Raw genomic sequence first — 25,222 nt, forward strand, 5'->3', positions numbered from 1 at the left:
GCAATATCCGATTGTGCGCTTTTCTCTCGGCGTGTCCCCTCACCAGGACGGACCATTCTCGAAATGCGGGCGTGTTCTGGGCATCTGAGGGTCTTGTCGGGAGGTGCTTTCTCGCCGATCCACCGGGGACCGTTCCCGGGGCGCCTTCCGCGGAGGAAGAGATGCGAAACTCACGTGCGCTGGCGGCCGCGTGCACAGTGGTCGCCGTTCTCGGCGCCGCCGCCCCCGTGGCCGTCGCCGACGGCCTGGGCAACCCCGGCGGCCCGCCCAACACCCAGGCCCCGGTCGTCGGTGGGACGGGCGTCGCCCCCGGGACCGGTGTCGGTGGTATCGGCGGCGTCGGTGGTGTCGGTGGCGTCGGTGGTGTCGGGGTCGCCCCTGGTGTCGGCGGTGTCGGGGTCGTTCCTGGAGTCGCGGTTCCCGGAGTGGGCGTCCCCGGGTTCGGCGTGGGCGGGTTCGGCGGTGACGGGCGGTCCAACAACGGCTTCGGCGGACGGGGCGGCGAGGGGCGCTTCGACAACCGCTTCGACGGACGGGGCGGGGACGGGCGCTTCGACAACCGCTTCGACGGACGGGGTGGAGACGGGCGCTTCGACGACTTCGACGGCAGGGGTGACGGGCGCTTCGACGACTTCGACGGCCGGGGCGACGGCGCGCGCGACATCGTCGCCCAGCCCCGGTCGATCGCCACCGGCCAGCGGCTCACCGTCACCGTCAACAACTGCCGCAACGGCGTCATGACCTCCCGTGCCTTCCACACGGCGCCGCTGTTTCCGTTCGGCGGCGACATGGCGCGTGGTGTCGCCACCATCGAACGGAACGCCAGCCCGGGCCCCTACGACCTGACCGTCCGCTGCGACGGGCGCACCCTGCTCCGGCGGTCCGCGTTCTTCGTGCTCGGCGGGGTGCGCGGCGGACTCGGCGGCAGCATCTCCACCGGGGCCACCCCGACCGACATGGCGATCGGCGGCGGCATGGTGGGCGCTGCCGTGCTCGCCGGCTGCGGGTTCTGGGTGCGCCGACGGAGCGAGAAGCGGATCTGACCCGGCGGGCCTGCGCCCCGGTCCCTCGGCGGACCCGGGCCCAGGCCCGCCCCGCCACGTCCTGGTCAGGCGCGGTCCTCGCCGGAGTGCCTGCGCGAGCGCCGGTACGCCGTACCGACCGAGCCGACGACGAGCGCCGCGCCGAGGCCGATCTCCTGGAGGTCGAACCCGCCGATGCTGCCGCCCTCACCGGCCTGGACCCCCCGCCCGGGCGGAATGGGCTGCGGGTTGAGCGACTGGCCGCTGCCGGAACCGTCGTCCGTGCGCCCGTCGGTACCGGCGTCGGCGCGGCTGTCCGTGCCGCTGTCGGTGCGCCCGTCGGTGCGATCGCCGCTGTGCCCGCCCGTACTGCTGTCGGTGCGCCCGTCCGTACGTCCGCCGTCGGTCCCGCCGCTCTGGTCGTCGGCGCGCCCGTTTCCGTCCTCGTTGCCGTGCCCGTCGGTGCGTCCGTCCGTATGCCCGTCGCCGTGTCCGGCCGACGTGCCGCTCGCGATGGCCAGTTCGGTCGAGGCGCTGGACCCGTCGCAGTTGAACGTCACCCGGTACGACGCCTGCGACTTCGCGTTCCGGTCGACCGTGGCCGTCACCGAGTCCCGCTCCGACGGGATGCTGACCGTGTCGAACACGCCCGAGGTGACCGTCGCGGCGCCCCGGCAGCCGCTGCCGCGGTCCAGATGCAGACTCACCCGGCCGCCCGCCGTCACGGTGGTGGGCGTCACCCGGAAGCCGAAGGACGAGCCGTCCCGGCCCCCGTCGCCGCTGTCGCTCGCGAGGATGGCCGGAGCGGAGAGGGCGAGAGCACCGACACCCAGCAGTGCGGCCGAAGCAACGCGTATCGCGCGCATGGTGGTTCCTCCGGTCCCCGAGGAGCAGCATGCGGACCTGTTCCGCCAGTGCCGGGAATGCACCTCGATGATCGGAACGCTAGAAACATCCGCACACGCGCGCGATCGCAGTAGTGCGAACGGGGGAGATGACTGGGCCGTCCGGGGGACCTCGACGGCGTGGCGCGACGTCCCCCGGGGCGCTCCGGGACCTCGCTACCCCTTGATGTGCGGGAAGAGGTTCAGGAACGGCTGTGCCGTCGCCGTGATGCCGCGGCTGTACGGTTCGTCGAAGTCCCAGATCAGGAACAGCATGAAGGTGATGGTCGCGGAGAACAGGCCGGCGAGGATCAGCTCGCGCCGGGTGCGCCTGATCTGCAGCGCGAAGACCATGCCGATGGTGATCGCCGCTCCGGTCAGCAGCCCGATCCACACCACGTTCGGCATGGTCGCGCCGGTCGAGTCGGCCCGGGCGCTGCGCGCCTGGTCGAGAGCGGCCACCTGGTCCACCAGCGGCTGGTAGGCCTGCGCCTGGAAGTCGGTCTGCGGTTCGTAGTCGGTGACGTCCTGACGGATCTGCGCGAGCAGATCGGCACCGCGCCGGGAGAGCCGGCCGTGGTCGGCCATCTCCTTCCATTCCTTGCCGACGACCTGGGCGGCATAGGCGTCGACGTCCGCCCGGATCCGGTCACGCGTGTCGGGCGAATACACCCGCACCCGTTCGTAGATCTCGTGCAGCGCCTGCGCCTCCGCCTGCACATGGTCCTGGGCGGCGCTGCGGGCCTCCCACACCCCGGCCACCGCCAGACCGAGGACGATGGCGTAGATGACGCCGATCCACATGGTCATGTACTCGATGACGTCCGGCGTCTCGGAGGGATCCTCGTCCTCCGCCGCCCTCTTGTCGCGAACGAGGGTGATGATCACGACCACGGCGACGGCCGCGAGCATCGCGAGGACGAGAACAAGCCAATCCGGCAACGGAAGCCTCCAGGAATCAGTGGGCCGGCCGTCAGCGCGCGCGGAACGCGGCGACGGCGATGATCGCGGGTACGGCGATGAGCAGGACGTAGGTGACCGGGGAGGTGCGGTTCGGGGCCGCCGCGCCGGTCGACTGGACGTGGTACGGCGGGTAGGTCACCGGGGTCGGCGAGGGCCGCGGGGTGGGCTTCGGCGACGGGGCGGGGGGCGGCGTCGGCTTGGGCCGGGGCCGCGGAGCCGGCGGCGGGGGCGGAGTGGGCGTGGGTTTCGGGGCCGGCGCCCGCCGGGGTGGTGGCGGTGGTGCCGGGCGCGGCGCCGGCGGGCGGCTGTGCGTCGGCTTCGGCGTCGGGGTGGGTTCGGGAGTCGGTGAGGGCGTCGGTGTCGGGGTGGGCGTCGGAGTGGGCGTGGGCGTCGGGGTGGGCGTGGGGCAGGGCGGCGGGGTGGGCGCCGGACACGGCGGGGGAGTGGGCCAGGAGCCCCCGGCGACGGCCACCGCGTGAATGCCGTCGGGGCCCGTCGAGGCGGAGGCGCAGGCGTCGGCCGACGCCGTGCCGACCGGGCAGCCCACCAGGGTCCACGTCAGCGTCAGCAGGGCCAACACCCTCGGGACGGGCGCGAGTCTGGTCGCTTCGGGTGCATGCACGACGGAGATCATGGGGCGTCGGGCGCCGTCGTACGCCGGAGTACCGGGTGATTGGCCCGAACGGGGGACATGCGGCGTAAACCGGTTTGAATCATGCCGTCCCGCGGATGGCTCGAAGCGTACGCCCGTGCGGGACGGGGGCCGCGGCCACAGTGTGCCGAAAGAAATTTGTGCGCCCGTTGAACACTTCGGCCCCCGGCATCCGTACCTGGTGTCGTGCGGCGGCACAGAGGCGCTGCAATAACCAGGCGATTATGGGGAGTTGACGATGAAGACCTCGTGGAGGAGCGCCTCGCTGGTGGCTACGGCCGCGGGGGTGATGGTGTTCGCGACGGCGTGCGGTTCGGACAACGTGACCACTCCGTCCTCGGCGGCCCAGAACGTCGGTGCCACGGCCCCGGCCGGCATCGGCAGCATCACCAACCCCTCCGCTTCGACCGGCGCGGGCAACGGCTACGGTGCCGACGGCAGCCAGGCCTCCAGCTCCCCCGCCGCGGTCGCGCCCGCCGGCGAGCTGACCGTGGCCAGCAACCCCGACCTGGGCAAGGTGCTGACCGACAGCAGCGGCCTCACCCTCTACCGTTTCGATGCCGACACCGCCAATCCCCCCAAGTCGAACTGCGACGGCGACTGCGCCACCACCTGGCCGCCGGTGCCCGCCAACGACGCCACGGCCGGTTCGGGCATCGACAAGTCCCTGCTCGGCGAGGTCACCCGCACCGACGGCACCAAGCAGCTGACCGTCGGCGGCTGGCCGGTGTACCGCTACGCCAAGGACGTCAACGCCGGTGACGTCAACGGCCAGGGTGTGGGCGGCAAGTGGTTCGCGGCGGCCCCCGACGGCAAGAAGGCCACGCTGGCCTCCCTGCCCGGTCTGTCGGTGCGCAAGGACGCCAAGCTCGGCGACATCATCGTCGACAAGAACGGCATGACGGTCTACCGCTTCATCAAGGACAAGGCGTGGCCCAAGGTCGTCTCCAACTGCACCGGTGACTGCCTCGCGAAGTGGCCGGCCGTCGCGGAGGTCGCCTCCAGTGACACCAAGGGCATCGTGAAGAAGGGCCTGATGGGCTTCACCCGGCCCGACAACGGCGCGAAGCAGCAGACGGTCAACTGCTGGCCGATCTACACCTTCTCCGGGGACTCGAAGGCCGGGGACACCAACGGCCAGGGCGTCGGCGGCACTTGGTACGCCGTCTCGCCCGAAGGAAAGCTGGTCGGCGCGCCGAGCTAACAGCCGCACGCCGACACAACGGCGCACGACCGCCCGCCCCCTCCACACCGAACGGAGGGGGCGGGCTCTTTGGCATGCAATCCGGGTGCTATTTGACGCGCCCCGCCTCCAGCGCCCCGTCAGGGGCGCGGGGCTGTGTCGATATGCGGCTCCGCCGCGTGGGCGCGAGCAACCACAACGCACCCGCACCCGACGCAATGCCCGAACGCCCCCAAACCGAACACCGAATTCCCAGGCCATGACCGGGAACGGACGGTCAATTTCCGTTTCGGCTCGCCCTGTTCGCAGACGATCAGTAGCCTCTGCTCGAACACCGGATCGCCTCAGCCTTGGAGAGATACATGGAGCGTCCCGCCTGGGCCCCACGAAGCATCGACATCACGGTGCCGAGCGTTTCGCGTATCTACGACTACTACCTGGGCGGTTCGCACAATTTCGAGGTCGACCGGGAAGCGGCCCGCAAGGCGATGACGCACCTGCCCGGCCTCCCGAAGATCATGCAGGCCAACCGGGCCTTCATGCGCCGCGCCGTGCGCCACGCGGTGGGCACCGGCATCGACCAGTTCCTGGACATCGGTTCCGGCATCCCCACCTTCGGCAACGTCCACGAGGTCGCGCAGGCGGCGCACCCCGGCGCCCGCGTGGTGTACGTCGACCACGATCCGGTGGCCGTGGCGCACAGCAACGCCGTCCTGGAGGGCAACGAGGACGCGGACGTCGTGGCGGCCGATCTCCGCAAGCCCCAGGAGATCCTGTCGAGCCCTCAGGTGGAGCGCCTCATCGACCTGAATCGGCCAGTGGCCTTGCTTCTCGTTGCCATACTGCACTTCGTGGAAGACGCGGACGACCCGTACGGGGCAGTGGCACAGCTGCGCGACGCACTCGCGCCCGGCAGCCTGCTTGTTCTCACGCATGCCTCGTACGAGGGAATCCCGTTGCCTGCCGAGCGGGCCGAGGGCGCGGTGGACGTATACAAGGACATTCGCAACCCGCTGATCATGCGCTCGCGCGACGAGGTCGCGCGGTTCTTCGAGGGGTACGACATGGTGGAACCCGGACTGGTGCCGATGCCCCACTGGCGGCCGGAGTCGGCGCCGGAGGACGAGGATCCGTATGCCTTCGCCGGATTCGCCGGCGTGGGGATCGCGGCGTGACCGCGGAGCCGGGCGGCCCGGAGGACAGACTGCGCAGGTTCGCGACGATCTGGAGCCGGGCGGTGTTCCCGGTCACCTCGACGTCCCTGACCCGCCCGGAGTTCGAGGAGCAGCTGCTGCCGCTGGCCCGCCGGCTGAGCGAGATCCTGCTGGCGCACGGCTTCGACGCCGACGAGGCCCGGCAGGTGGGCGCCGCGCTCATCGACGCGCACTGCACCGACCCCGAGGCGCTGACCCGCACCCTCGACTGCGTCGACGCGTATCTGGTCCTGTACTGCGGCGAGGACGGCCCCCAGGACGAGCTGCGGATGCGCTCCTCACGGATCCAGCACGCGATGGCCGCCGGGTTCGCCCAGGCGCTGCGCGAGCGCACGCTGGCCGAGCAGGAGGCCATCGCCCAGGCCGCGTTGCGCGCCCAGGGCGTGGTCGCACAGGCGCTGCACGCCAGCGAGGCCCGCTTCCGCGCCGTCTTCGAGGGCGCGGCGATAGGAATCGGCATCGCCGACCTCGAAGGCAACGTCCTCCAGGTCAACGGCGCGCTGCTGCGCATGTTCGGCGGCTCCGAGCAGACCCTGCGCGGCCGCAACGTCATGGAGTGGACGCACCCCGAGGACGCGCCGCAGACGTGGCGGCTCTACGAGGAGCTGGTGCGCGGCGAACGCGAGCACTACCACGTCGAGAAGGCCTTCAACCGCTCCGACGGAACGGTCCTGTGGACCAACCTGACCGTCTCCCTGCTCCGGGACGCGGACGGCGACCCGCAGTACCAGCTGGCCCTCATGGAGGACACCACCGAGCGCCGGCTGCTCAACCTCCGGCTGCGCTACGAGGCCACCCACGACGCGCTCACCGGCCTGCCCAACCGCACGCTGTTCTTCGAGCGCCTGGAGAAGGCCCTGTCGGCCGGCGAGGGCCAGCGGTTCGGGCTGTGCTACCTCGACCTGGACGGCTTCAAGACCGTCAACGACAGCCTCGGCCACTCGGCCGGCGACCGGCTGCTCGTCGAGGTCGCCGACCGGCTGCAGTCCTGCGCGACCGCGCCCGGCGAGATGGTCGCCCGGCTCGGCGGCGACGAGTTCGTGGCGCTGACCACCGGCCCGGCCACCCAGCGCGAGGTCGACGACCTGGCCGACCGCATCATGAACGCCCTGGTCACCCCGATCAGCATCGACGGCCGCGACCTCATGGTCCGCGGCTCCATCGGCATCGTCGAGGGCCCGGCGGGCGAGCGCACCCCGGCCGAGGTGCTGCGCAGCGCCGACATCACGATGTACCGGGCCAAGTCGGCGGGCGGCAACCGTTCCGAACTCGCCGACCCGGAGGCGGACGCCCGCGCGATCACCCGCCACGGCCTGACCACGGCGCTGCCGGCCGCACTGGACCGGAACGAGTTCTTCATCGAGTACCAGCCGCTGGTCCACCTCGGCGACGGCAGCGTCCGCGGCGCCGAGGCCCTGGTCCGCTGGCTGCACCCGCAGCACGGCGTCCTCGGCCCCGACCGGTTCATCCCGCTCGCCGAACACACCGGTCTCATCGTCCCGTTGGGCCGCTGGGTCCTGGAGGAGTCGATCCGCCAGGCCCGCGAATGGCGAGAACGCTACGGTGAGGACACCGCCGCCGGTCCGCTGCGGATCAACGTCAACCTCTCCCCGTGCCAGCTCAGCCACCCCGGCCTGGTCCAGGACACGGTGGACATCCTGGAGCGGACCGGGGTGGCCCCCGACGCCCTGTGCCTGGAGGTCACCGAGTCGGCCCTCATCGGTGCCGACGACGACCTCCTCAAACCCCTGCGGCGCCTTGCCGAGATGGGCGTGGACATCGCCCTGGACGACTTCGGCACCGGTTACTCGAACCTCGCGAACCTGCGCCGCCTGCCGGTGAGCATCCTCAAGCTGGACCGCTCCTTCACCCAGAGCATGCAGCAGTTCCCGGCGGATCCGGTCGACCTCAAGATCGTGGAGGGCATCGTCACCCTGGCCCACAGCCTGGACCTCGCGGTCACGGTGGAGGGCGTGGAGACGGGCGCCCAGGCGGAACAGCTCCGGATACTGGGCTGCGACACGGCCCAGGGCTGGTACTACGCCCGTCCGGGCCCGCCGGAACGCCTGCACGAGCTGGCACTGGTGGACGCGACGGGCTGACCCGGCGTCCCCTCGGGGGCCCTCAGTCGAGGTGGAAGATCTCCTCGGCGGGGGCCCACCGTTCGTTCTCGGCAGCGGTGTCCAGCGGCTCCTGACAGGGGTCGGTGAGGGCCCACCACTCGCGGGACACCGGGTCGGCGGCGATCTCCGCGGTGTCGGCGGCGTAGTCGCTCCCCGAGTACTCCAGGTAGCTGAACAGCAGCCCGTCCCGCAGGAAGATCGAGTAGTTGCCGATGTGGGCCCGCTTGAGGGCCGCCAGCACACCCGGCCAGGCGGCCGCATGCAGTGCGCGGTACTCGGACTCCTTCTCCGGGCGCAGCCGGATGACGGCGGCGAAGCGCTGCACCTTGCTCACCTCTCTCCTGAGGGACGAACGGCGAAGAATCAGTTTCATCCGTCGGGCAGGACCCTAAGGATCAGATCCTTCCCGCGCAATGGCCCTGAGAGATGTCGCTTACAGGCCGTATCGCCCTGTCTCATCAGGCACTTGAATCCGGTTCTGTTCAACATCTTCCCTACACGTAACGCGGATGTCATAGTGACCACCGCCGATGAACCTGATTAATCCGAACGCGGAGGAGGGGGTACACCGTGGCCGATCCGTCAGCGGTCTCCGACGGTCCCTACCGGCCGGGGTACGAACTGGTCGCCGAACAACTGCTGGAGTACATCGCCGAGCAGAACCTGCGCCCGGGCGACCGGCTCCCCACGGAGGCGGGCCTGGCCGAGATCCTGGGGGCGTCCCGCAACGTCACGCGTGAGGCCGTCAAGGTGCTGGCCGCCATCGGCCGGCTGAGCGTGCGCCGGGGCGCCGGCATCTTCGTCGCGGAGGCGTCCGGCGGGCTGGTGGACGACCACCTGTCGCACTTCCGGCCGACGAGCATGGAAGACGTCCTGATGCTGCTGGACTACCGTACGGTGATCGAGTCGGAGACGGCCCGCCGGGCCGCCGGCCTCGCCACCCCCATCGAGGTGCGCACCATCCGCGAGGGCGCGCAGAGTTCCCTGACGGCGGCCCAGCAGAACGACGGGCACGCCTTCGCCCGGGCCGACGAGGCGTTCCACGACGCGGTGGGCGCGGCCTCGCACAACGTGTTCCTGCGGTCGAGCGTCGCCGGCGTACGGCGCCTCGCGTCCCAGTCCGACGTGCTGCTCTTCCACGGCGACGCCCCGGGCTCGCTGGAGGTCGCCGCACGACAGCATCTCGCCATCGCAGAGGCGGTCGCCGCGGGGGAGGCCGATCTCGCGAGCGAGTTGATGGTGGAGCACATCGCCACCACGCAGAGCCAGTTCGAGCGGAAGATCCGCGACCGGCTGTTCAACCTCGGCGACCGCGCAGCCCCCGGGGCACCCGCGCGGCCGTCGTCGGACAGCGGTCCCGGGGACTCCGGCCTTCCGCCGCAGACATCGGTGTCGTAGGCCGGTCGACGTGGTGCGGCCCGGTGGGGGCTGGTCGCGCGGTTCCCCGCGCGCCCCTTTCAGGGGCGTGCACCCAGCGTCCCTGAAAGGGGCGCGGGGCTGTATCAATGTGCGGCTCCGCCGCGTGGGCGCGAGCAACCACCCATGGGCCCGCACCCGTACGACGAAGGCCCGCACCCCGGGAACCGGGCGGACGACCCGGTTCCGATGCTTCATCCCTCAGGCGATTGGATCTCCGTGTCTCTTCTGTCTGTGCGCAGGGGCAGAGCCGTACCCCTGCCGAGAACCCTCATAGCCGCCCTGCCCGTCGCCCTGGCGATGGCCCCCCTGGCCGTCGCCCCGGCCCAGGCGGCCCCGAAAGCGTCCGGGCTCACCGTCTACGTCTCCCCGACCGGCAAGGACACCGGCCGGGGCAGCGCCGACCACCCCTTCAAGACCCTGGAACACGCACGGGACTACGTGCGCGACGCCAAGAGCAAGGTCGACGGCGACGTCCATGTCCGGCTGCTGTCCGGCACCTACCGGCTCAGCCGCACCTTCGCCCTCACCGCCCAGGACTCCGGCAAGGACGGGCAGCGGATCGTCTACGAGGCCGCACCCGGCGCGCACCCGGTGATCAGCGGCGGCAAGCAGGTCACCGGCTGGACCAGGGCCGACGCCGACGGCAAGGTCTACAAGGCGAAGCTGACCGGCCTCGACACCCGCCAGCTGTATGTGAACGGCGAGTTGAGGACGCGCGCCCGCAGCGGGAAGAACCCCGCGGGCTTCAGCAAGACGTCCACCGGCTACACCTTCACCGACAGCGGCATCAGCAGCTACAAGAACCCCTCGGACCTCGAAGTCGTCAGCTCCTGGGGCTGGAAGCTGATGCGCTGCCCCGTCGAGTCCATCTCCGGCAACTCGATGACGATGCAGCAGCCCTGCTGGCACAACGCCAACCTCCAGCAGGGCCAGGAGATCCAGAACCCGACCTGGCTGGAGAACGCCCGCGAGCTGCTGGACAGCCCGGGGGAGTGGTACCTCGACAAGAGCGCCGGCGAGGTCTACTACATGCCCGAGCCGGGCGAGGACATGAGGACCGCGGACGTCACCGTGCCCGTGGTCCAGGACCTGGTCGACCTGAACGGCACCCGTGACCACCCCGTCGCGGACGTGGCCTTCCAGGGGATCACGTTCTCCTACTCCACCTGGCTCGAACCGAGTTCGTCCGACGGCCTCATCGAGGGCCAGGCCGGCTTCCGGATGGTCGGCGACGACAACCCGACCTTCGACTCCACGCGCCTGAACTGGAAGAAGACACCGGGAGCCGTCAACGTCAGCCACGGGCAGGGCATCGAGTTCACCGGCAACACCTTCACCCACCTCGGTGCCGTCGGCCTGAACCTGAACACCGGCACCCAGCACACCACGATCACCGGCAACGTCTTCCGCCAGATCGCCGCGACCGGCATCCAGATCGGCGGAGTCACCTGGGGCGACGCCCATCCCGACGACCCCCGCGACATCACGAAGGACACCCTGGTCGATGACAACGTAGTCACCAAGGTCGCCGACCAGTACAACGGCTCGCTGGGCATCCTGGCCGGCTACACCGACTCCACGGTGATCACCCACAACAAGGTCCACGACCTGCCCTACAGCGGCATCTCCGTCGGCTGGGGCTGGGGCCTGACCGACCAGGGCGGCAACTCGGCGTACCCGAACAACGCCGGCGTCCCGGTCTCGGACACCCCGACGATCAGCCGTGACAACGTGGTCAGCGACAACGAGATCAGCGACATCATGCAGTCGCAGGCCGACGGCGGAGCGATCTACACGCTCAGCAGCGACCCCGGCGGCAAGGTCACCGGCAACTACATCCACGGCATCCCGGCCCCCGCCTACGGCGCCGTCTACCACGACGAGGGCAGCCGGCACTGGGAGAACACCGGCAACGCGTTCTGCGACGTCTCCTTCCAGTGGCTGCTGATGAACCACGCCCAGGACAACGCGGCGACGGGCAACTACACCACCCAGCCCGCCTTCAGCGTCCAGTACCTGAGCCAGAACAACGACGTCAGCGGCAACACCACGGTCGGCTCCTGCGACCAGCTGCCCGCCTCGATCGTGGACAACGCGGGCCTGGAGAAGGCGTACCAGCACCTCGACCCGGGCCCCGCGGTCACCGACCACCAGGCACCCACCGCACCCGGCGACCTGACCTCGGTCACCGACTTCCCGACCGTCGCCGACCTCAGCTGGACGGCGGCCACGGACGACACCGGGGTCACCGGCTACTCGGTCTTCCGGGACGGCAAGCTGGTCAGCGCCTCCGGCAGGACCTCGGTCCGCCTCTCCGGCCTGACGGCAGGTCAGACGTACACCTTCACCGTCACCGCCCGGGACGCGGCCGGCAACGAGTCCGCGCCGAGCAGGTCGCTGAAGGTCACGATGCCCGACGGCTCGGACCTGGCGCTGAAGAAGCCGGTCACCGCGTCCTCCGACTCCGAGGGCAACGTCCCGGCCAAGGCGGTCGACGGCGACCTGTCGACGCGCTGGGCGCAGGGCCTCGGGCTGCCCGACCCGTCCTGGATCCAGGTCGACCTCGGCGCGTCGTACGACGTGACCGGCGCGATCACCACCTTCGAGAAGAGCAGCGGCTACAAGTACCGCATCCAGGTGTCACCCGACGAGGTCCACTGGCAGACCCTCGCGGACCACACCGCCGACAACACCACCGCCCAGACCGACTACGCCGACGCCGGCACCCCGGTCACCGGCCGCTTCGTACGGCTCACCGTGACCGACTCCAGCGGCAACGGCGGCAGCATCTACGACTTCCAGGTCTACGGCACCGCCCGCGCCCCCGGCACCGACCACACCGCCCCCACGGCACCCGGACAGCCCACCGCCAAGGCGCTGCTGCCCAGCCTGGTGGACGTCAGCTGGCCGGCCGCCACCGACGACACCGGCGTGACCAGTTACGTCGTCTACCAGGACGGCACGCGGATTGGTGTCACCGGCGACACCACCTACCGGGTTGCAGGCCTGAAGCCCGGGACGAAGTACTCCTTCACCGTCGTCGCCCGCGACGCCGAGCTCAACGCCTCCGACCCCAGCCCCGCGGCGGAGGTCACCACCCCGGCCGACGACGACCTGGCCCTGGACAAGACCGCGACGGCCTCCTCCGACTCGGAGGGATACGCACCGGCGAAGGCGGTCGACGGCGACCTGTCGACGCGCTGGGCGCAGGGCCTCGGGCTGCCCGACCCGTCCTGGCTCCAGGTGGACCTCGGCAAGGACACCGGCGTCTCCGCCGTGGTCACCACCTTCGAGAAGCCGAGCGGCTACAGGTACCGCCTGGAGTACTCGACCGACGGCGCCAACTGGTCGACCTTCGAGGACCACACCGCGGACAACACCGTCGCGCAGACCAACTACTCCTTCGCCGACCAGCCCGTCACCGCCCGCTACCTGCGGCTGACCGTCACCGGCTCCAGCTGGAACGGCGGCAGCGTCTACGAACTCCAGGCGTACGGCGGCTTCTGAGCCGTTCGCTCCCGGCCGCCGTCGCCATCCCCTTTCCCACAGAAACGAAAGCCAGGATGAAGATCACCCATGTCGAAGTACACCGGATCGACGTTCCGGCGGCCAGCCCGCCCTTCCGCTGGCGGGAGGGTCTGAGCGGCAGCGCTCCGGTCGGCGACGGCGCGGTCCTGCGCATCGGCACGGATGAGGGGGCCGAGGGAGTGGCCCTGTTCGCCCGCCCGGGAGCCTTCACCACCCTCACCGAGCTGGTGGACCGGGTCTTCCGCGAGGAACTGGTCGGGGCCGACCCGTTCCAGCGGGAGTGGCTGTGGCACCGGGTGTGGGAGCTGGACCGTATCCACGAACTCCCGCTCCCCACCCTGGGCCTGATCGACATCGCCCTGTGGGACCTGGCCGGCCGCCACCACGGCCAGCCGGTCTGGCGGCTGCTCGGCGGCTTCCGCGAAGCCATTCCCGCCTACGCGTCGACGTCGACGTTCGCCACCACCGAGGAGTTCCTCGACGTCGCCGACCAGTGCCTGGACCTCGGCTACCGGGGCATCAAACTGCACGCCTGGGGCGACGCCCGCCGCGACGCCGAGCTCTGCCTCGCCCTGCGCGCGCACGTCGGCCCGGACGTGCCCCTGATGTACGACGGCTCGGCCGGCTTCGACCTGCCCGACGCGATCCGCCTCGGGCGGGCCCTCTCCGAGGCGGACTACCTCTGGTACGAGGAGCCGATGCGCGAGTTCAGCGTCTCCGCCTACCAGCAGCTCGCCGCGGCCGTGGACGTCCCGCTGCTGGTCGCCGAGACCTCCGACGGGGCTCACATGAACTCCGCCGACTTCATCCGGGCCGGCGCCGCCACCTTCGGCGTCCGGGCCGGCACCACCCTCCGCGGCGGCATCACCGGCGCCATGCGCACCGCCCACCTCGCCGACGCCTACCGGCTCCGCGCCGAGGTGCACGGTTCGGACATCCCGAACCACCACCTGTGCATGGCCATCTCCAACACCACCTACTACGAGTCCCTGGTGACCGCGACCACGGTCGTGCGCGAGCGCCACGTGGACGACCGGGGCCTGGTCCACGCCCCCACGGGACCCGGCATCGCCCTTCCCCTCGACCTCGGCTACGGCAGCGAACTCCTGCCGTTCGTCGAACAGCCGCGCTGACCGGCAAGAACAGAAAGGCAAGACGATGAGGTCTTCCACGTCCATGAGAACCGGGGCCCCGAGACCGGGCCGCCACCGCACCGCACTGCGCACCGCGGCCGCCGCGCTCTCCCTGTCCACCGCGGCGCTCCTGGCCGGCTGCGCCAGCGCCGACACCACCGCCCAGTCCTCCTCCGACCAGGCGACCTTCAAGCCGGCCACGCAGAAGGACGGCTCGCAGATCACGGTGTGGACGGACTCCACCCGCCTGCCGTCGGTGCAGAAGTACCAGAAGGCCCACCCGGACGTGAAGATGGACATCGTCACGTACGACGGCGGGGCCGACGGCTCGACCTACCTCCAGTCCAAGGTGCAGCTCTTCGACCGGACCGGCAGCGGCTGGCCCGACGTGGTGTTCGGCTCGCCCACCGACGTCACCTGGGCCTCGGAGCCCACCAAGCCCGGCGTGCAGCCGTTCGCCGCCCCGCTGGACGACAAGCTCGTCCCGCAGAACACCCTGGACGGCTTCGCCAAGGGCTCTCTGACGCCCTGTCAGTTCAACGGCCACACCTACTGCCTGCGCAACGACATCGCCCAGGTCGTCCTCTGGTACAACAAGTCCCTCATGGACAAGTGGGGTTACCAGGTCCCCACCACCTGGGAGCAGTACGAGGCCCTCGGCAAGAAGGTGGCCAAGGAACACCCCGGCTACCTGGTCGGTTCGGTCGGCGACACCAACTCCCACGAGTCGTACTTCTGGTCCGGCCAGTGCCCGGCCTTCGACCTGGTGAAGCCGGACACCCTGCGCACCGACCTCCAGGACCCGGACTGCACCCGCACGGCGAAGCTCCTGGACGGCCTGATCGACGCCAAGGCCGTCACCACCAAGGGCTTCTTCAGCCAGGGCTTCGCCAAGGACAGCGGCAGCAAGGTCCTGATGGCGTACGGCCCGTCCTGGTACGGCCAGTACCTCTTCAAGGCGGCCTTCAACGCCCCGGCCAAGCAGATCGCCGCGGCACCCCCGCTCACCTGGGAGGGGGAGACGAAGGCGGCCACCGGCAACGTCGGCGGCGGGGTCTGGATGGTGTCCTCGCACAGCGCCAACCTCAAGGCCTCCACGGACCTGGTCACCTGGCTGACCACCTCCGACGAGAACCAGGCGTCCGCGCCCACCTACCCCGCCTACACCGAGGCCGCGCAGGCCTGGCTGAAGAACCCCGCCAACAGCGGCTACTTCGCCAACGACGTCAGCGAGGCGTTCCAGCAGGCCGCGGACGAGGTGTGGACCGGCTGGTCGAACACCAAGTTCTCCGACGCCACCGCCTGGTCCAGTGTCGTGCTGCCCGCGCTGACCGCCGGGAAGAGCCTGACCGACACGCTGCCGGCCTGGCAGAAGGAGATCAGCAACGAGGCGAAGGCACACGGATACAAGGTGGAGAACCAGTGACCCTGCTGGAGACCGAGCACGTCGCCGTCTCCCCCCTGCGCCGCGGCACCCCGCCGCGGCGCAGGGCCCGCGGCCGTGCGGGCCACTACTTCGTCGCCGCCTACGCACTGCTCCTGCTCGCCTTCGGGATCGTCCCGACCGCGTACTCCTTCTACCTGGCGTTCACCAACGACCGGGGCCAGTTCACCGGCCTGAACCAGTTCGTCAAGGTGGTCCAGGACTACCGCTTCGGGCCGGCTTTCACCCACATGCTGATCTACCTGGCGCTGTGGCTGGTCACTCTCGTCGTCCTGGTCGTCCTGGTCGCGGTGATCCTGCGCAGCCGGGTCCGCCCCGGCACCTCCGCCCTCTTCCGCTTCCTCTACTACATCCCCGGCGCCCTCGCCGGCGTGGCCAGCGTCCTGGTCTGGCTGTTCATGCTGGATCCCGACGTCAGCCCGGTGTCCTGGCTGCTGAAGAGCATGGGCATGCAGACCTTCGCGGCCGTCCTCGCCCCCGCGAACCTGCCGTGGATCCTCATGCTCATCGCCTTCTGGACCGGCGCCGGCGGCTGGATGGTGGTGATGTACGGGGCGCTCAACAACATCCCCGACGAGGTCATCGAAGCCGCCCGGATGGACGGTGCGGGTCCCTGGCGGACCGCCTGGCACATCCAGATCCCGATGATCCGGCAGTGGATCGTCTACATGACCATCATGGCGTTCGCGACCGGCACCCAGCTGTTCGTCGAGCCCCAGCTGCTCCAGACGGCCAGCCTCGGCCGGGTCAGCCCCACCTGGTCGCCCAACCAGCTCGCCTACGTGTACGCCTTCCAGCAGGGCGACTTCAACGGCGCGGCCGCCATCTCCGTCGTCCTGCTCGCCGTGGGGCTCCTGGCCGCGGGCCTGCTCGTCGCCCGCTCGAACCTGTTCAGGTTGGATGAGTCATGACGCAATCAACTCTCGCTCCGGCAGCGCCGATCCGACGCGTCAGGCCGACACGAGCCCTCTCCTTCCTCATCGTGGCCGTCCTGCTGGCCTTCCTCCTGGTGTTCTTCGTCCTGCCGGTGATCTGGCTGCTGCTGGCCCCCTCCAAGACGGCCGGGGAGGTGGTCCGCGACAACCCGCTGTCCTTCGGCTCGTTCGGGCAGATCGGCGCGGCCTGGCACCATCTCTTCGCCTTCCAGGACGGCGCGATGCTCACCTGGCTGAAGAACTCGGCGGTCTACTCCGGCGGTTCCCTCGTCCTGACCCTCGCCGTCAGCGTCCCGGCCGGCTACGCCCTGGCCCTGACGAAGTTCAGGGGCCGCAGGACGCTCCTCGTGATCACCCTGGTCACCATGATCATGCCGCAGGCCACTCTGGTGCTGCCGGTCTTCCTGGAGCTCAACCGCTTCCACCTGATCGGCACGGTCTGGTCGGTGATCCTGCCCTTCTCCTTCTACCCGTTCGGCGTGTACCTCGTGTACATCTACTTCGGCAGCAGCCTCCCCAGAGACCTGCTGTCGGCCGCGAGGATCGACGGCTGCACCGAATGGCAGCTCTTCTCCCGCATCGCGCTGCCCCTGGCGAAGCCGGTGATCGGCCTGGTCGCGTTCTTCAGCTTCGTAGGCAACTGGAACAACTTCTTCCTCCCCTACCTGGTCCTCCCGAACAGCAACGAGTTCCCCGTCCAGGTAGGCCTGAACCAACTCCTCACCTCCACCCCGTCCTTCAACCCGGTGGCAGGCGCAGGCCTGAACATCACCATCCCCGAACTGGCATTGGCGATCATCATCGCGATCCTCCCGGTCCTGGTCCTGTTCCTCTTCTCCCAGCGCACGCTGGTGTCCGGAATGCTGGCGGGATCGACGAAGGAGTGAGCGGTCCTTTGAAAGGCGCGCCGCCTGCAACGCGCCCCTCAGGGGCGCGGGGAACTGCGCGACCAGCCACAACGAGCCCGCAGCCCGCCGCGGTGCTCAGTCGTACGGCGATCCCGTTCTGTCACCTTTCCAACAGCATCCTCTGCAACTCCCGAGCAGCCCGAGGCGGCGCCACATCACTCCGGTGAGCCAACGCGATGGTCCGGTACAACCCCGGCCGAGCCAACGGAGTGACCCGCAACCCCCGCCCCGACCGGGCGGCCACCATCCGAGGCACCACGGCCATCCCCAACCCCGCCCGCACAAACCCCAGCACCGCGTCCATCTCACCCCCCTCGACAGCAAACCCCGGCTCGAACCCAGCGGAGCGACACGCCGCGACGGTCAGCTCCCGCAGGTCGTACCCGTGCCGGAACATCACCAGCCGCTCCCCCTCCAGATCGGCGATCCGCACCCCGCCCCGCCCCCGCCCGGGCACCGTCGCCTCGGGCGAGGACACCACCACCAGGTCCTCCCGCAGCAGCTCCACGGTGGTCAGCGCGGGCGACCCCGGCGGCAGCGGCAGCACGATCAGCGCCAGGTCCAGCGCCCCACGCGCCAGCTCCCGTACGAGATCATGGGACCCGCTCTCCTCGATCAGCAGCTGGATCCCCGGATACCGGTCGTGGAACGCCCGCAGCACGTCCGGCAGCAACCCGGTGCACAGACTCGGCGTCGCCCCCAGCCGCACCCGGCCACTGCGCAGCTGCACCAGCTCCTGCACCTCGTACCGGGCGGTGTCCGCGTCCGCGAGGATCCGCCGGGCCAGCGGCAGCAGCGCCTCGCCCGCGTCGGTCAGGGTGATGTTGCCCCGCGCCCGCAGGAACAGATCCGCCCCCAGCTCCCGCTCCAGCGCCTTGATCTGCTGGGACAGCGACGGCTGGGCGACATGGACCAGCTCGGCGGCCCGGGTGAAGTGCCGGGTCTCGGCCACGGCGACGAAGTACTGAAGCTGCTGGAACTGCATGGTGACACGATAGCTCTTGCCTATCGAATCAAGCCGGACCATGTCTTGGACCGATGGGGCCGTTCGGCCCTACCGTCCTCAGCATGGCTCTGGCAACGCGGACGGACCGACGGTCGTCCATGGCGCGCACGATGTGGGACAGCTCCGTCGGCAAGAAGACGGTGATGGCCGTCAGTGGCCTGATCATGCTGCTCTACCTGGTCGCGCATGTGATCGGGAACCTGAAGATCTTCTTCGGGGCGGGCGAGTTCAACCACTACGCGCACTGGCTGCGCACCGTCGGTGAACCGTTCATGCACTACGAGTGGACGCTCTGGCTCATCCGGATCGTCCTGGTCGTCGCGGTGGTCGCGCACGCCACGTCCGCGTACCAGCTCAGCCGCCGTGACATCAGGGCACGCCCGAGCAAGTACGTGCACAAGAAGCCGCGGGCTTCCTACGCCACCCGCACCATGCGCTGGGGCGGGATCATCCTCGGCCTGTTCATCGTCTGGCACATCCTCGACCTGACCACCGGCACCGTGCACTCCGGCGGCTTCCAGGAGGGCCACCCGTACCAGAACGTCGTGGACACCTTCTCCACCTGGTACGGCGACGTCATCTACATCGTCGCGATGCTCGCGCTCGGCCTGCACATCCGGCACGGCTTCTGGAGCGCCGCCCAGACCCTCGGCGTCGGCAGCCGCACCCGCGAACGCGCCCTCAGGGCCACGGCCGACGTCCTCGCACTGCTGCTCACGGCCGGCTTCATCGCCGTACCCGTGGGCGTCATGACCGGAGTGGTGAGCTGACATGACCGACTACGTGAACTACACGACAGGTGAAGCCGTCGCCGACGGCAAGGCACCCGACGGCCCGGTCAGCGAGCGCTGGGACACCCGCCGTTTCGAGGCCAAGCTGGTCAACCCCGCCAACCGGCGCAAGCACACCGTGATCGTCGTCGGCACCGGCCTCGCGGGCGGCTCCGCCGGGGCCACCCTCGCCGAACAGGGCTACCACGTCGTCCAGTTCTGCTACCAGGACTCCCCGCGCCGCGCGCACTCCATCGCCGCGCAGGGCGGGATCAACGCGGCGAAGAACTACCGCAACGACGGCGACTCCGTCCACCGGCTGTTCTACGACACCGTCAAGGGCGGCGACTTCCGGGCCCGCGAGTCCAACGTCCACCGCCTCGCGCAGATCTCCGTGGAGATCATCGACCAGTGCGTGGCGCAGGGCGTGCCGTTCGCGCGTGAGTACGGCGGTCTGCTCGACACCCGGTCCTTCGGCGGTGTGCAGGTCTCCCGGACCTTCTACGCCCGCGGGCAGACCGGGCAGCAGCTGCTCCTCGGCGCCTACCAGGCGCTGAGCAGGCAGATCGCCGCCGGGAACGTGGAAATGCACCCGCGTACCGAGATGCTCGACGTGATCGTCGTCGACGGGCGGGCCCGCGGGATCGTGGCCCGGGACCTGATCACGGGCCGTATCGACACGTACTTCGCGGACGCCGTCGTCCTCGCCAGCGGCGGCTACGGCAACGTCTTCTACCTGTCGACGAACGCCATGAACTCCAACGCCACCGCGATCTGGCGGGCGCACCGGCGCGGCGCCTACTTCGCCAACCCCTGCTTCACGCAGATCCACCCCACCTGCATCCCGCGCACCGGCGACCACCAGTCCAAGCTCACCCTGATGAGCGAGTCGCTGCGCAACGACGGCCGGATCTGGGTGCCCAAGGCCAAGGGCGACACCCGGCCCGCGAACCGGATCCCCGAGGACGAGCGCGACTACTACCTGGAGCGCATCTACCCGGCCTTCGGCAACCTGGTCCCGCGCGACATCGCCTCCCGCGCCGCGAAGAACGTCTGCGACGAGGGCCGGGGCGTCGGCCCCGGCGGGCAGGGTGTCTATCTGGACTTCGCCGACGCCATCAAGCGGATGGGGCGGGGAGCCGTCGAGGCGAAGTACGGCAACCTCTTCGACATGTACCAGCGGATCACCGACGAGGATCCGTACGAGGTGCCGATGCGGATCTATCCCGCCGTGCACTACACGATGGGCGGGCTCTGGGTCGACTACGACCTCCAGACCACCGTCCCCGGCCTGTTCGCCGTCGGCGAGGCCAACTTCTCCGACCACGGGGCCAACCGCCTCGGCGCCTCCGCGCTGATGCAGGGCCTGGCGGACGGCTACTTCGTCCTCCCGGCCACCATCAACGACTACCTCGCCCGCCACCCCCACCAGGAGGCGGTGACGGCCGAACACCCCGTGGTCCAGGAGGTGCTGGCCGAGACGGAGGACCGGCTGAACCTGCTGCTGTCCGTCGACGGCGACCGCACCCCCGACTCCTTCCACCGCGAACTCGGCGAGCTGATGTGGGAGTTCTGCGGGATGGCCCGCACGGACGCCGGACTGCGCAAGGCACTTGAGCGCATCCCGCAGATCCGTGAGGAGTTCTGGCGGCGGATCAAGGTGCCGGGGACCGGCGAGGAGTTCAACCAGTCCCTGGAGAAGGCCAACCGCATCGTCGACTACCTGGAACTGGCCGAGCTGATGTGCCTCGACGCGCTGCACCGCGCCGAGTCCTGCGGCGGCCACTTCCGGGAGGAGTCCCAGACGCCGGACGGCGAGGCCGCCCGCAAGGACGACGAGTTCGCGTACGCGGCCGCCTGGGAGTTCACCGGCACCGGGGACGCCCCGGTCCTGCACAAGGAAGACCTGGTCTTCGAGTACGTCCACCCCACCCAGCGGAGCTACGCATGAAGCTCACCCTGCGCGTCTGGCGGCAGCAGAACGCCGACGCCGACGGCGCGATGTCCACGTACGAGGTGGACGGCATCTCCTCCGACATGTCCTTCCTGGAGATGCTGGACACCCTCAACGAGGAACTCATCCTGCGCGGCGAGGATCCGGTCGCCTTCGACCACGACTGCCGCGAGGGCATCTGCGGCGCGTGCTCCCTCGTGATCAACGGGGACGCGCACGGGCCGGAGCGCACCACCACCTGCCAGCTGCACATGCGGTCCTTCATGGACGGCGACACGATCGACATCGAGCCGTGGCGGGCGTCGGCCTTTCCGGTGATCAAGGACCTGGTGGTGGACCGGTCGGCGTTCGACCGGATCATCCAGGCCGGCGGGTACATCACCGCGCCGACCGGGGCCGCGCCGGAGGCCCACGCCACGGCGGTGCCGAAGGCCGACGCCGACTTCGCGTTCGAGCACGCGGAGTGCATCGGGTGCGGGGCGTGTGTCGCCGCCTGCCCCAACGGGGCGGCGATGCTGTTCACCTCCGCCAAGATCAACCATCTGAACGTGCTGCCGCAGGGGGCGCCCGAGCGGGAGACGCGGGTGCTGGACATGGTGGCGCAGATGGATTCGGAGGGGTTCGGGGGGTGCACGCTGACGGGGGAGTGCGCTACGGCTTGTCCGAAGGGCATCCCGCTGGTGTCCATTACGAGCATGAACAAGGAGTGGCTGCGGGCTACCCGGAAGGTGGGGAAGCGGTAGCGCCGTCGGGGAGTGCGGGTGCGTGGGGGCTGGTCGCGCAGTTCCCCGCGCCCCTTTCGGGGGCGCTGTTGTGAGGGGCGCTGAAAAGTGAAAGTCGTTCGCCGAAAGGTGCGGACGGGCGGGGTCGGGGGTGGTGCTCTCCGGCCCCGTCTCGCGTTTCAGGGTGGCCGTCGGACCACGGTAGCGTTACTCCGGCGCGTCTCTCAGTGACCGTACGCCCTGCGACCCCCGGCATTCAGCAGTCCCACATCCACGGGTCCCGCGCACGTCACGCCGAGTCCAGCCTGCCACGGAAGAAAGCAGGTGCAGATTTCCTCAGCTTCCGCTCGGCGCAGGAGACCTCCATGACCGCCATGCCCGCCTCACCCCCCGCTCTCGCCGCCCCGCCCGGGGACTCCGGCTATCTGGTGCAGCTCGCCCGTGACGAGGACGACGTCCGGGCCGCACAGCGGCTGCGCTACCAGGTGTTCGCCGGAGAGATGGGCGCCCGGCTCGACGGGCCGGAGCCGGGTCTGGACGTGGACGCCTTCGACGCGTACTGCGACCACCTGCTCATCCGCGAGGCCCTCACCGGCGAGGTCGTCGGCACCTACCGGCTGCTGCCGCCGGAGCGTGCCGCGGTCGCCGGTCGCCTGTACTCCGAGGGCGAGTTCGACCTCGGCCCGCTGGCCGGGATCCGCTCCGGCCTGGTCGAGGTCGGCCGCTCCTGCGTGCACCCCGCCCACCGCGACGGCGCCGTGATCGGCCTGATCTGGGCCGGCATAGCCCGGTACATGGTGGACCGCGGCCACGAGTGGCTGGCCGGCTGCTGCTCCGTCCCGCTCGCTGACGGCGGTGCCCTCGCCGCCGCCACCTGGGACCGGGTCCAGGCCAAGCACCTCGCGCCGGAGGAGTTCCGGGTACGGCCGCTGCGGCCCTGGGTGCCCAGTGGCCCGGCCCCCGAGGGACGCACCGAACTGCCCGCCCTGCTGCGCGGCTACCTCCGCCTCGGCGCCTGGGTGTGCGGGGAGCCCGCGCACGACCCGGACTTCGGGGTCGCCGACATGTACGTGCTGCTGTCGATGCGCCGGGTCAACGCGCGCTATCTGCGGCACTTCCTCTCGCTCGTCCCGGCCTGATGAGCGTCTGGCTGCCCAGCGCGCCCTGCACTCCGGGCGCCTGCGTGGAGCGCGCGGGGTCGCTCACGGCCCTGCCCCGGGCCGTGCTGCGGTTCACCGCGGTCGTGGCCCTGATGCTCGTCGCCATCGCGCTGCTGCCGGTCGGCGGGCGGATCCCCGCCGAGTGGGTGCGGCGGTTCTCCCGGACGCTCGTCCGCGCCGCCGGGGTCCAGGTCCGGATCACCGGCAGTGCCCCGAGCACCGGCGGGGTGCTCCTCGTCGCCAACCACATCTCCTGGATGGACATCCCGCTGCTGGCCGCCGTACGGCCGGCGCGGATGCTCGCCAAGCAGGAGATCCGCGAGTGGCCGGTGGCCGGCGCGCTGGTGGCCGGGGCCGGGGCGCTGTTCATCGACCGGGACCGGCTGCGCGCCCTGCCGGACACCGTCGGCCGGATCGCGGGGGCGCTGCGGGAGGGGGCCGCGGTGGTCGCCTTCCCGGAGGGCAGCACCTGGTGCGGCCGGGCCCAGGGGCGCTTCAGGCGGGCCGTGTTCCAGGCCGCACTGGACGCCGGCGCGCCCGTCCAGCCGGTGCGGCTGCACTACCGGCTGGAAGCGGGAGCGGCCAGCACCGTGCCCGCCTATGTAGGCGAGGACACGCTGCTGGCCTCCCTCTGGCGAGTGGTGACGACCCGCGGACTGGTGGCCGAGGTGGACATACGTCCGCTGATACCGGCCGGCAGTCACGCGGACCGTCGTACCCTCGCCCGCGCCGCCCAGCCGGTGACCCACGAGCCGGCCTGGACGCACGCGGCTCTGGTGAGCCCCGAGCGGGCTTCTCAGTGGTCGGTCTCCAAGTGGAGCTTGAGCAGGTCGACCCCGTAGTCGCCGCCGTTGGGCGTGCGGATGATGGTGTGGATGTGCTGCTGGGTGGGCGTGCCGTCGGGGCCGCCCATGCCACCGCCGCCCGGCCCGCCGGAGGGCATACCGCCGGTGGGCTGCCCGGTCATCTGGCCGGTGGGCTGCCCCGAGGGCCGGCCGCCGCCGGTGCCGGTCTTCGTCCCGTAGGCGAGCGGGGACTGGGCGTCGTACTCGATGAGGACGACCGGGCTGTGCACCCGGTAGTAGAAGGCCGAGGTGTCCTTGGTCGCGCCCAGCCAGTAGAAGTACGTCTGGTCCAGGTGCTTCTCCACCTCCGTCATCTTCACCCCGGCATGGCCGTCGTCCATGTAACCGACGTACACGCGGACCAGGTCGAGGAGCTTGTCCCGCTGGGCGGAGGTGAGCTCGGAGCCGGGCAGGCCCTGGTAGGCGAGGGTCAGGTTGTCGGAGCCGGCGCCCGCCTTCATGTCGGTGCCGGACTTGCTCACCTTGGAGTCGATCACCTTGGCACGCTGGGCCGAGGTGAGGGAGCGCAGCAGCGCCAGACCGGCCTTGGTCTCCGGCTTGAAGAGGGTGATCTTCTCGCCGTTGTAGGTGGCCGACGTCGGCTCGGAGCCCATGAAGGTCGGCGTCATCACGACCTGGTCGCCGAGTACGAAGTAGTTGATCGCCACGTGGTGGCCCTCGTACTGGAAACCCCACGGCTTGCTGGTCGACGGGGTGCCCATGAAGGTGAAGAAGTAGGCGCCCTCGGTCAGGGTGTCCCGGTTGCCGCCGTTGTAGTCGCCCAGGAACTGGTTGAGCTTCATGATGTTGCGGGTCTGGGTGAGGCCCTTCGCGGACAGCGCGGCACCGAGCAGTGCGTAGCCCAGCTCCCGCTTCTTGTCCGTGATGTCACCCATCCGGACGCCCTTGCGCTCGTAGCCGTCGACGTTGCTCCAGGCCAGCCACTCGTCGTCGGCCACGTCGAAGGTGCAGGACGTGCGCTCCTTCGCGCCGAGGCCGTCGAGGAACGCCTGCGCGGCCTTGACGACCTTGTCCGTGGAGACGTCCGTGGAGTGGATCGAGTACAGGTCGTCGACGACCTTGCCGTCCGTGGTGAGACCCGTGAAGTCCTTGTACTTGACCTCGGTCTGGCCGGGGCCCATGCCGCCGGCTCCGCCGGGGCCGCCTGAGGGCATGCCGCCGCTCGGCGCCCCGGAGGGCGAACTCGACGCGTTCGACGAGCCGTTGGAGCAGCCGGTCATGGTCGCCAGCGCGGCGGCACCGCCGGCGAGCAGCGCCTTGTTCATGAACCAGCGGCGGCTGCGCTCGGCTTCGGGGGTGCGGGGGTGGTGTCCGTGCATGCGCCCAAGGTTCCGGG

At 70.3% G+C, this 25,222-nt stretch carries 22 protein-coding genes; 16 read left to right on the forward strand and 6 right to left on the reverse strand.

What is annotated here, in order from left to right; all coding sequences use genetic code 11:
- Positions 1-161 precede the first annotated feature (161 nt).
- Positions 162-1,043 carry a hypothetical protein gene (locus tag SSP29_RS58865; RefSeq protein ID WP_150135904.1) on the forward strand — a complete coding sequence of 294 codons (882 nt, stop codon included), beginning with the start codon at positions 162-164 and terminating at the stop codon, positions 1,041-1,043.
- Positions 1,044-1,108: 65 nt separating this feature from the next.
- Here the strand turns inward: SSP29_RS58865 and SSP29_RS51980 are convergent, their stop codons facing one another.
- The 3 genes from SSP29_RS51980 to SSP29_RS61025 all read right to left on the reverse strand — a co-directional run bounded on the left by SSP29_RS51980 (position 1,109) and on the right by SSP29_RS61025 (position 3,008).
- The gene (locus SSP29_RS51980; RefSeq protein ID WP_107436350.1) at positions 1,109-1,888 is read right to left on the reverse strand and encodes a hypothetical protein; all 780 of its coding nucleotides are present in this window, start codon (positions 1,886-1,888) and stop codon (positions 1,109-1,111) included.
- Positions 1,889-2,083: 195 nt separating this feature from the next.
- Entirely contained in the window at positions 2,084-2,848 is a 765-nt protein-coding gene (locus SSP29_RS41260) for a bestrophin-like domain (RefSeq protein WP_150135905.1), read from the reverse strand.
- A 31-nt stretch (positions 2,849-2,879) separates the two neighbouring features.
- Entirely contained in the window at positions 2,880-3,008 is a 129-nt protein-coding gene (locus SSP29_RS61025) for a hypothetical protein (RefSeq protein WP_256216080.1), read from the reverse strand.
- A 100-nt stretch (positions 3,009-3,108) separates the two neighbouring features.
- Here SSP29_RS61025 and SSP29_RS59425 point away from each other — a divergent pair, with 100 nt between their 5' ends.
- The 4 genes from SSP29_RS59425 to SSP29_RS41280 all read left to right on the forward strand — a co-directional run bounded on the left by SSP29_RS59425 (position 3,109) and on the right by SSP29_RS41280 (position 8,020).
- Positions 3,109-3,348: a hypothetical protein gene (locus SSP29_RS59425; protein WP_150135906.1), complete on the forward strand. Its 240-nt coding sequence runs from the start codon at positions 3,109-3,111 to the stop codon at positions 3,346-3,348.
- Positions 3,349-3,759: 411 nt separating this feature from the next.
- Positions 3,760-4,725, forward strand: coding sequence for an SCO0930 family lipoprotein (locus tag SSP29_RS41270; RefSeq protein ID WP_089106081.1), 966 nt, complete (start codon positions 3,760-3,762; stop codon positions 4,723-4,725).
- A gap of 341 nt (positions 4,726-5,066) precedes the next feature.
- Positions 5,067-5,879, forward strand: coding sequence for an SAM-dependent methyltransferase (locus SSP29_RS41275; protein WP_089106082.1), 813 nt, complete (start codon positions 5,067-5,069; stop codon positions 5,877-5,879).
- Positions 5,876-8,020 (forward strand): putative bifunctional diguanylate cyclase/phosphodiesterase, encoded by a 2,145-nt coding sequence (locus tag SSP29_RS41280; RefSeq protein WP_089106083.1) that lies wholly within the window; start codon positions 5,876-5,878, stop codon positions 8,018-8,020. The genes SSP29_RS41275 and SSP29_RS41280 overlap by 4 nt, the downstream gene beginning before the upstream one ends.
- 22 nt (positions 8,021-8,042) lie before the next feature.
- Here the strand turns inward: SSP29_RS41280 and SSP29_RS41285 are convergent, their stop codons facing one another.
- Positions 8,043-8,366: an L-rhamnose mutarotase gene (locus SSP29_RS41285; protein ID WP_245883500.1), complete on the reverse strand. Its 324-nt coding sequence runs from the start codon at positions 8,364-8,366 to the stop codon at positions 8,043-8,045.
- Positions 8,367-8,611: 245 nt separating this feature from the next.
- On the opposite strand from SSP29_RS41285, the gene SSP29_RS41290 reads away from it, so the two are divergent.
- The 6 genes from SSP29_RS41290 (at position 8,612) to SSP29_RS41315 (ending at position 17,387) form a co-directional block, all read left to right on the forward strand.
- Positions 8,612-9,439, forward strand: coding sequence for a FadR/GntR family transcriptional regulator (locus SSP29_RS41290; protein ID WP_089106085.1), 828 nt, complete (start codon positions 8,612-8,614; stop codon positions 9,437-9,439).
- A 318-nt stretch (positions 9,440-9,757) separates the two neighbouring features.
- A complete protein-coding gene (locus tag SSP29_RS41295) occupies positions 9,758-12,967 on the forward strand; it encodes a discoidin domain-containing protein (protein WP_089106086.1) in 3,210 nt (1,069 codons plus the stop codon).
- Between the two features lie 56 nt (positions 12,968-13,023).
- The gene (locus SSP29_RS41300) at positions 13,024-14,121 is read left to right on the forward strand and encodes an enolase C-terminal domain-like protein (RefSeq protein ID WP_089106087.1); all 1,098 of its coding nucleotides are present in this window, start codon (positions 13,024-13,026) and stop codon (positions 14,119-14,121) included.
- A gap of 43 nt (positions 14,122-14,164) precedes the next feature.
- The gene (locus SSP29_RS41305; protein ID WP_438363838.1) at positions 14,165-15,547 is read left to right on the forward strand and encodes an ABC transporter substrate-binding protein; all 1,383 of its coding nucleotides are present in this window, start codon (positions 14,165-14,167) and stop codon (positions 15,545-15,547) included.
- Entirely contained in the window at positions 15,544-16,476 is a 933-nt protein-coding gene (locus SSP29_RS41310; RefSeq protein WP_089106089.1) for a carbohydrate ABC transporter permease, read from the forward strand. Before SSP29_RS41305 ends, SSP29_RS41310 begins: the two co-directional genes overlap by 4 nt.
- Positions 16,473-17,387, forward strand: coding sequence for a carbohydrate ABC transporter permease (locus tag SSP29_RS41315; protein WP_089106090.1), 915 nt, complete (start codon positions 16,473-16,475; stop codon positions 17,385-17,387). Before SSP29_RS41310 ends, SSP29_RS41315 begins: the two co-directional genes overlap by 4 nt.
- A gap of 121 nt (positions 17,388-17,508) precedes the next feature.
- On the opposite strand, the gene SSP29_RS41320 is transcribed toward SSP29_RS41315, so the two are convergent.
- Entirely contained in the window at positions 17,509-18,393 is an 885-nt protein-coding gene (locus tag SSP29_RS41320; RefSeq protein WP_089106143.1) for a LysR family transcriptional regulator, read from the reverse strand.
- 119 nt (positions 18,394-18,512) lie between these two features.
- Between SSP29_RS41320 and SSP29_RS41325 the strand changes: the two genes are divergently transcribed.
- The 5 genes from SSP29_RS41325 (at position 18,513) to SSP29_RS41345 (ending at position 23,862) form a co-directional block, all read left to right on the forward strand.
- Positions 18,513-19,184: a succinate dehydrogenase gene (locus SSP29_RS41325; RefSeq protein WP_089106091.1), complete on the forward strand. Its 672-nt coding sequence runs from the start codon at positions 18,513-18,515 to the stop codon at positions 19,182-19,184.
- A gap of 1 nt (position 19,185) precedes the next feature.
- Complete coding sequence (locus SSP29_RS41330; RefSeq protein ID WP_089106092.1) at positions 19,186-21,135, forward strand: fumarate reductase/succinate dehydrogenase flavoprotein subunit; 1,950 nt, start codon at positions 19,186-19,188, stop codon at positions 21,133-21,135.
- Complete coding sequence (locus SSP29_RS41335; protein WP_089106093.1) at positions 21,132-21,881, forward strand: succinate dehydrogenase/fumarate reductase iron-sulfur subunit; 750 nt, start codon at positions 21,132-21,134, stop codon at positions 21,879-21,881. Before SSP29_RS41330 ends, SSP29_RS41335 begins: the two co-directional genes overlap by 4 nt.
- 353 nt (positions 21,882-22,234) lie before the next feature.
- On the forward strand, positions 22,235-22,999 hold the full coding sequence (locus SSP29_RS41340) for a GNAT family N-acetyltransferase (RefSeq protein ID WP_245883501.1): 765 nt from the start codon (positions 22,235-22,237) through the stop codon (positions 22,997-22,999).
- The gene (locus SSP29_RS41345) at positions 22,999-23,862 is read left to right on the forward strand and encodes a lysophospholipid acyltransferase family protein (protein WP_089106095.1); all 864 of its coding nucleotides are present in this window, start codon (positions 22,999-23,001) and stop codon (positions 23,860-23,862) included. Before SSP29_RS41340 ends, SSP29_RS41345 begins: the two co-directional genes overlap by 1 nt.
- Here SSP29_RS41345 and SSP29_RS41350 read toward each other — a convergent pair.
- The gene (locus SSP29_RS41350) at positions 23,817-25,205 is read right to left on the reverse strand and encodes a DUF3500 domain-containing protein (protein ID WP_089106096.1); all 1,389 of its coding nucleotides are present in this window, start codon (positions 25,203-25,205) and stop codon (positions 23,817-23,819) included. The two genes, SSP29_RS41345 and SSP29_RS41350, sit on opposite strands and share 46 nt — an antisense overlap.
- Positions 25,206-25,222: the final 17 nt, after the last annotated feature.

It is taken from the genome of Streptomyces hyaluromycini (assembly GCF_002217755.1).
GTDB classification, from domain to species: domain Bacteria; phylum Actinomycetota; class Actinomycetes; order Streptomycetales; family Streptomycetaceae; genus Streptomyces; species Streptomyces hyaluromycini.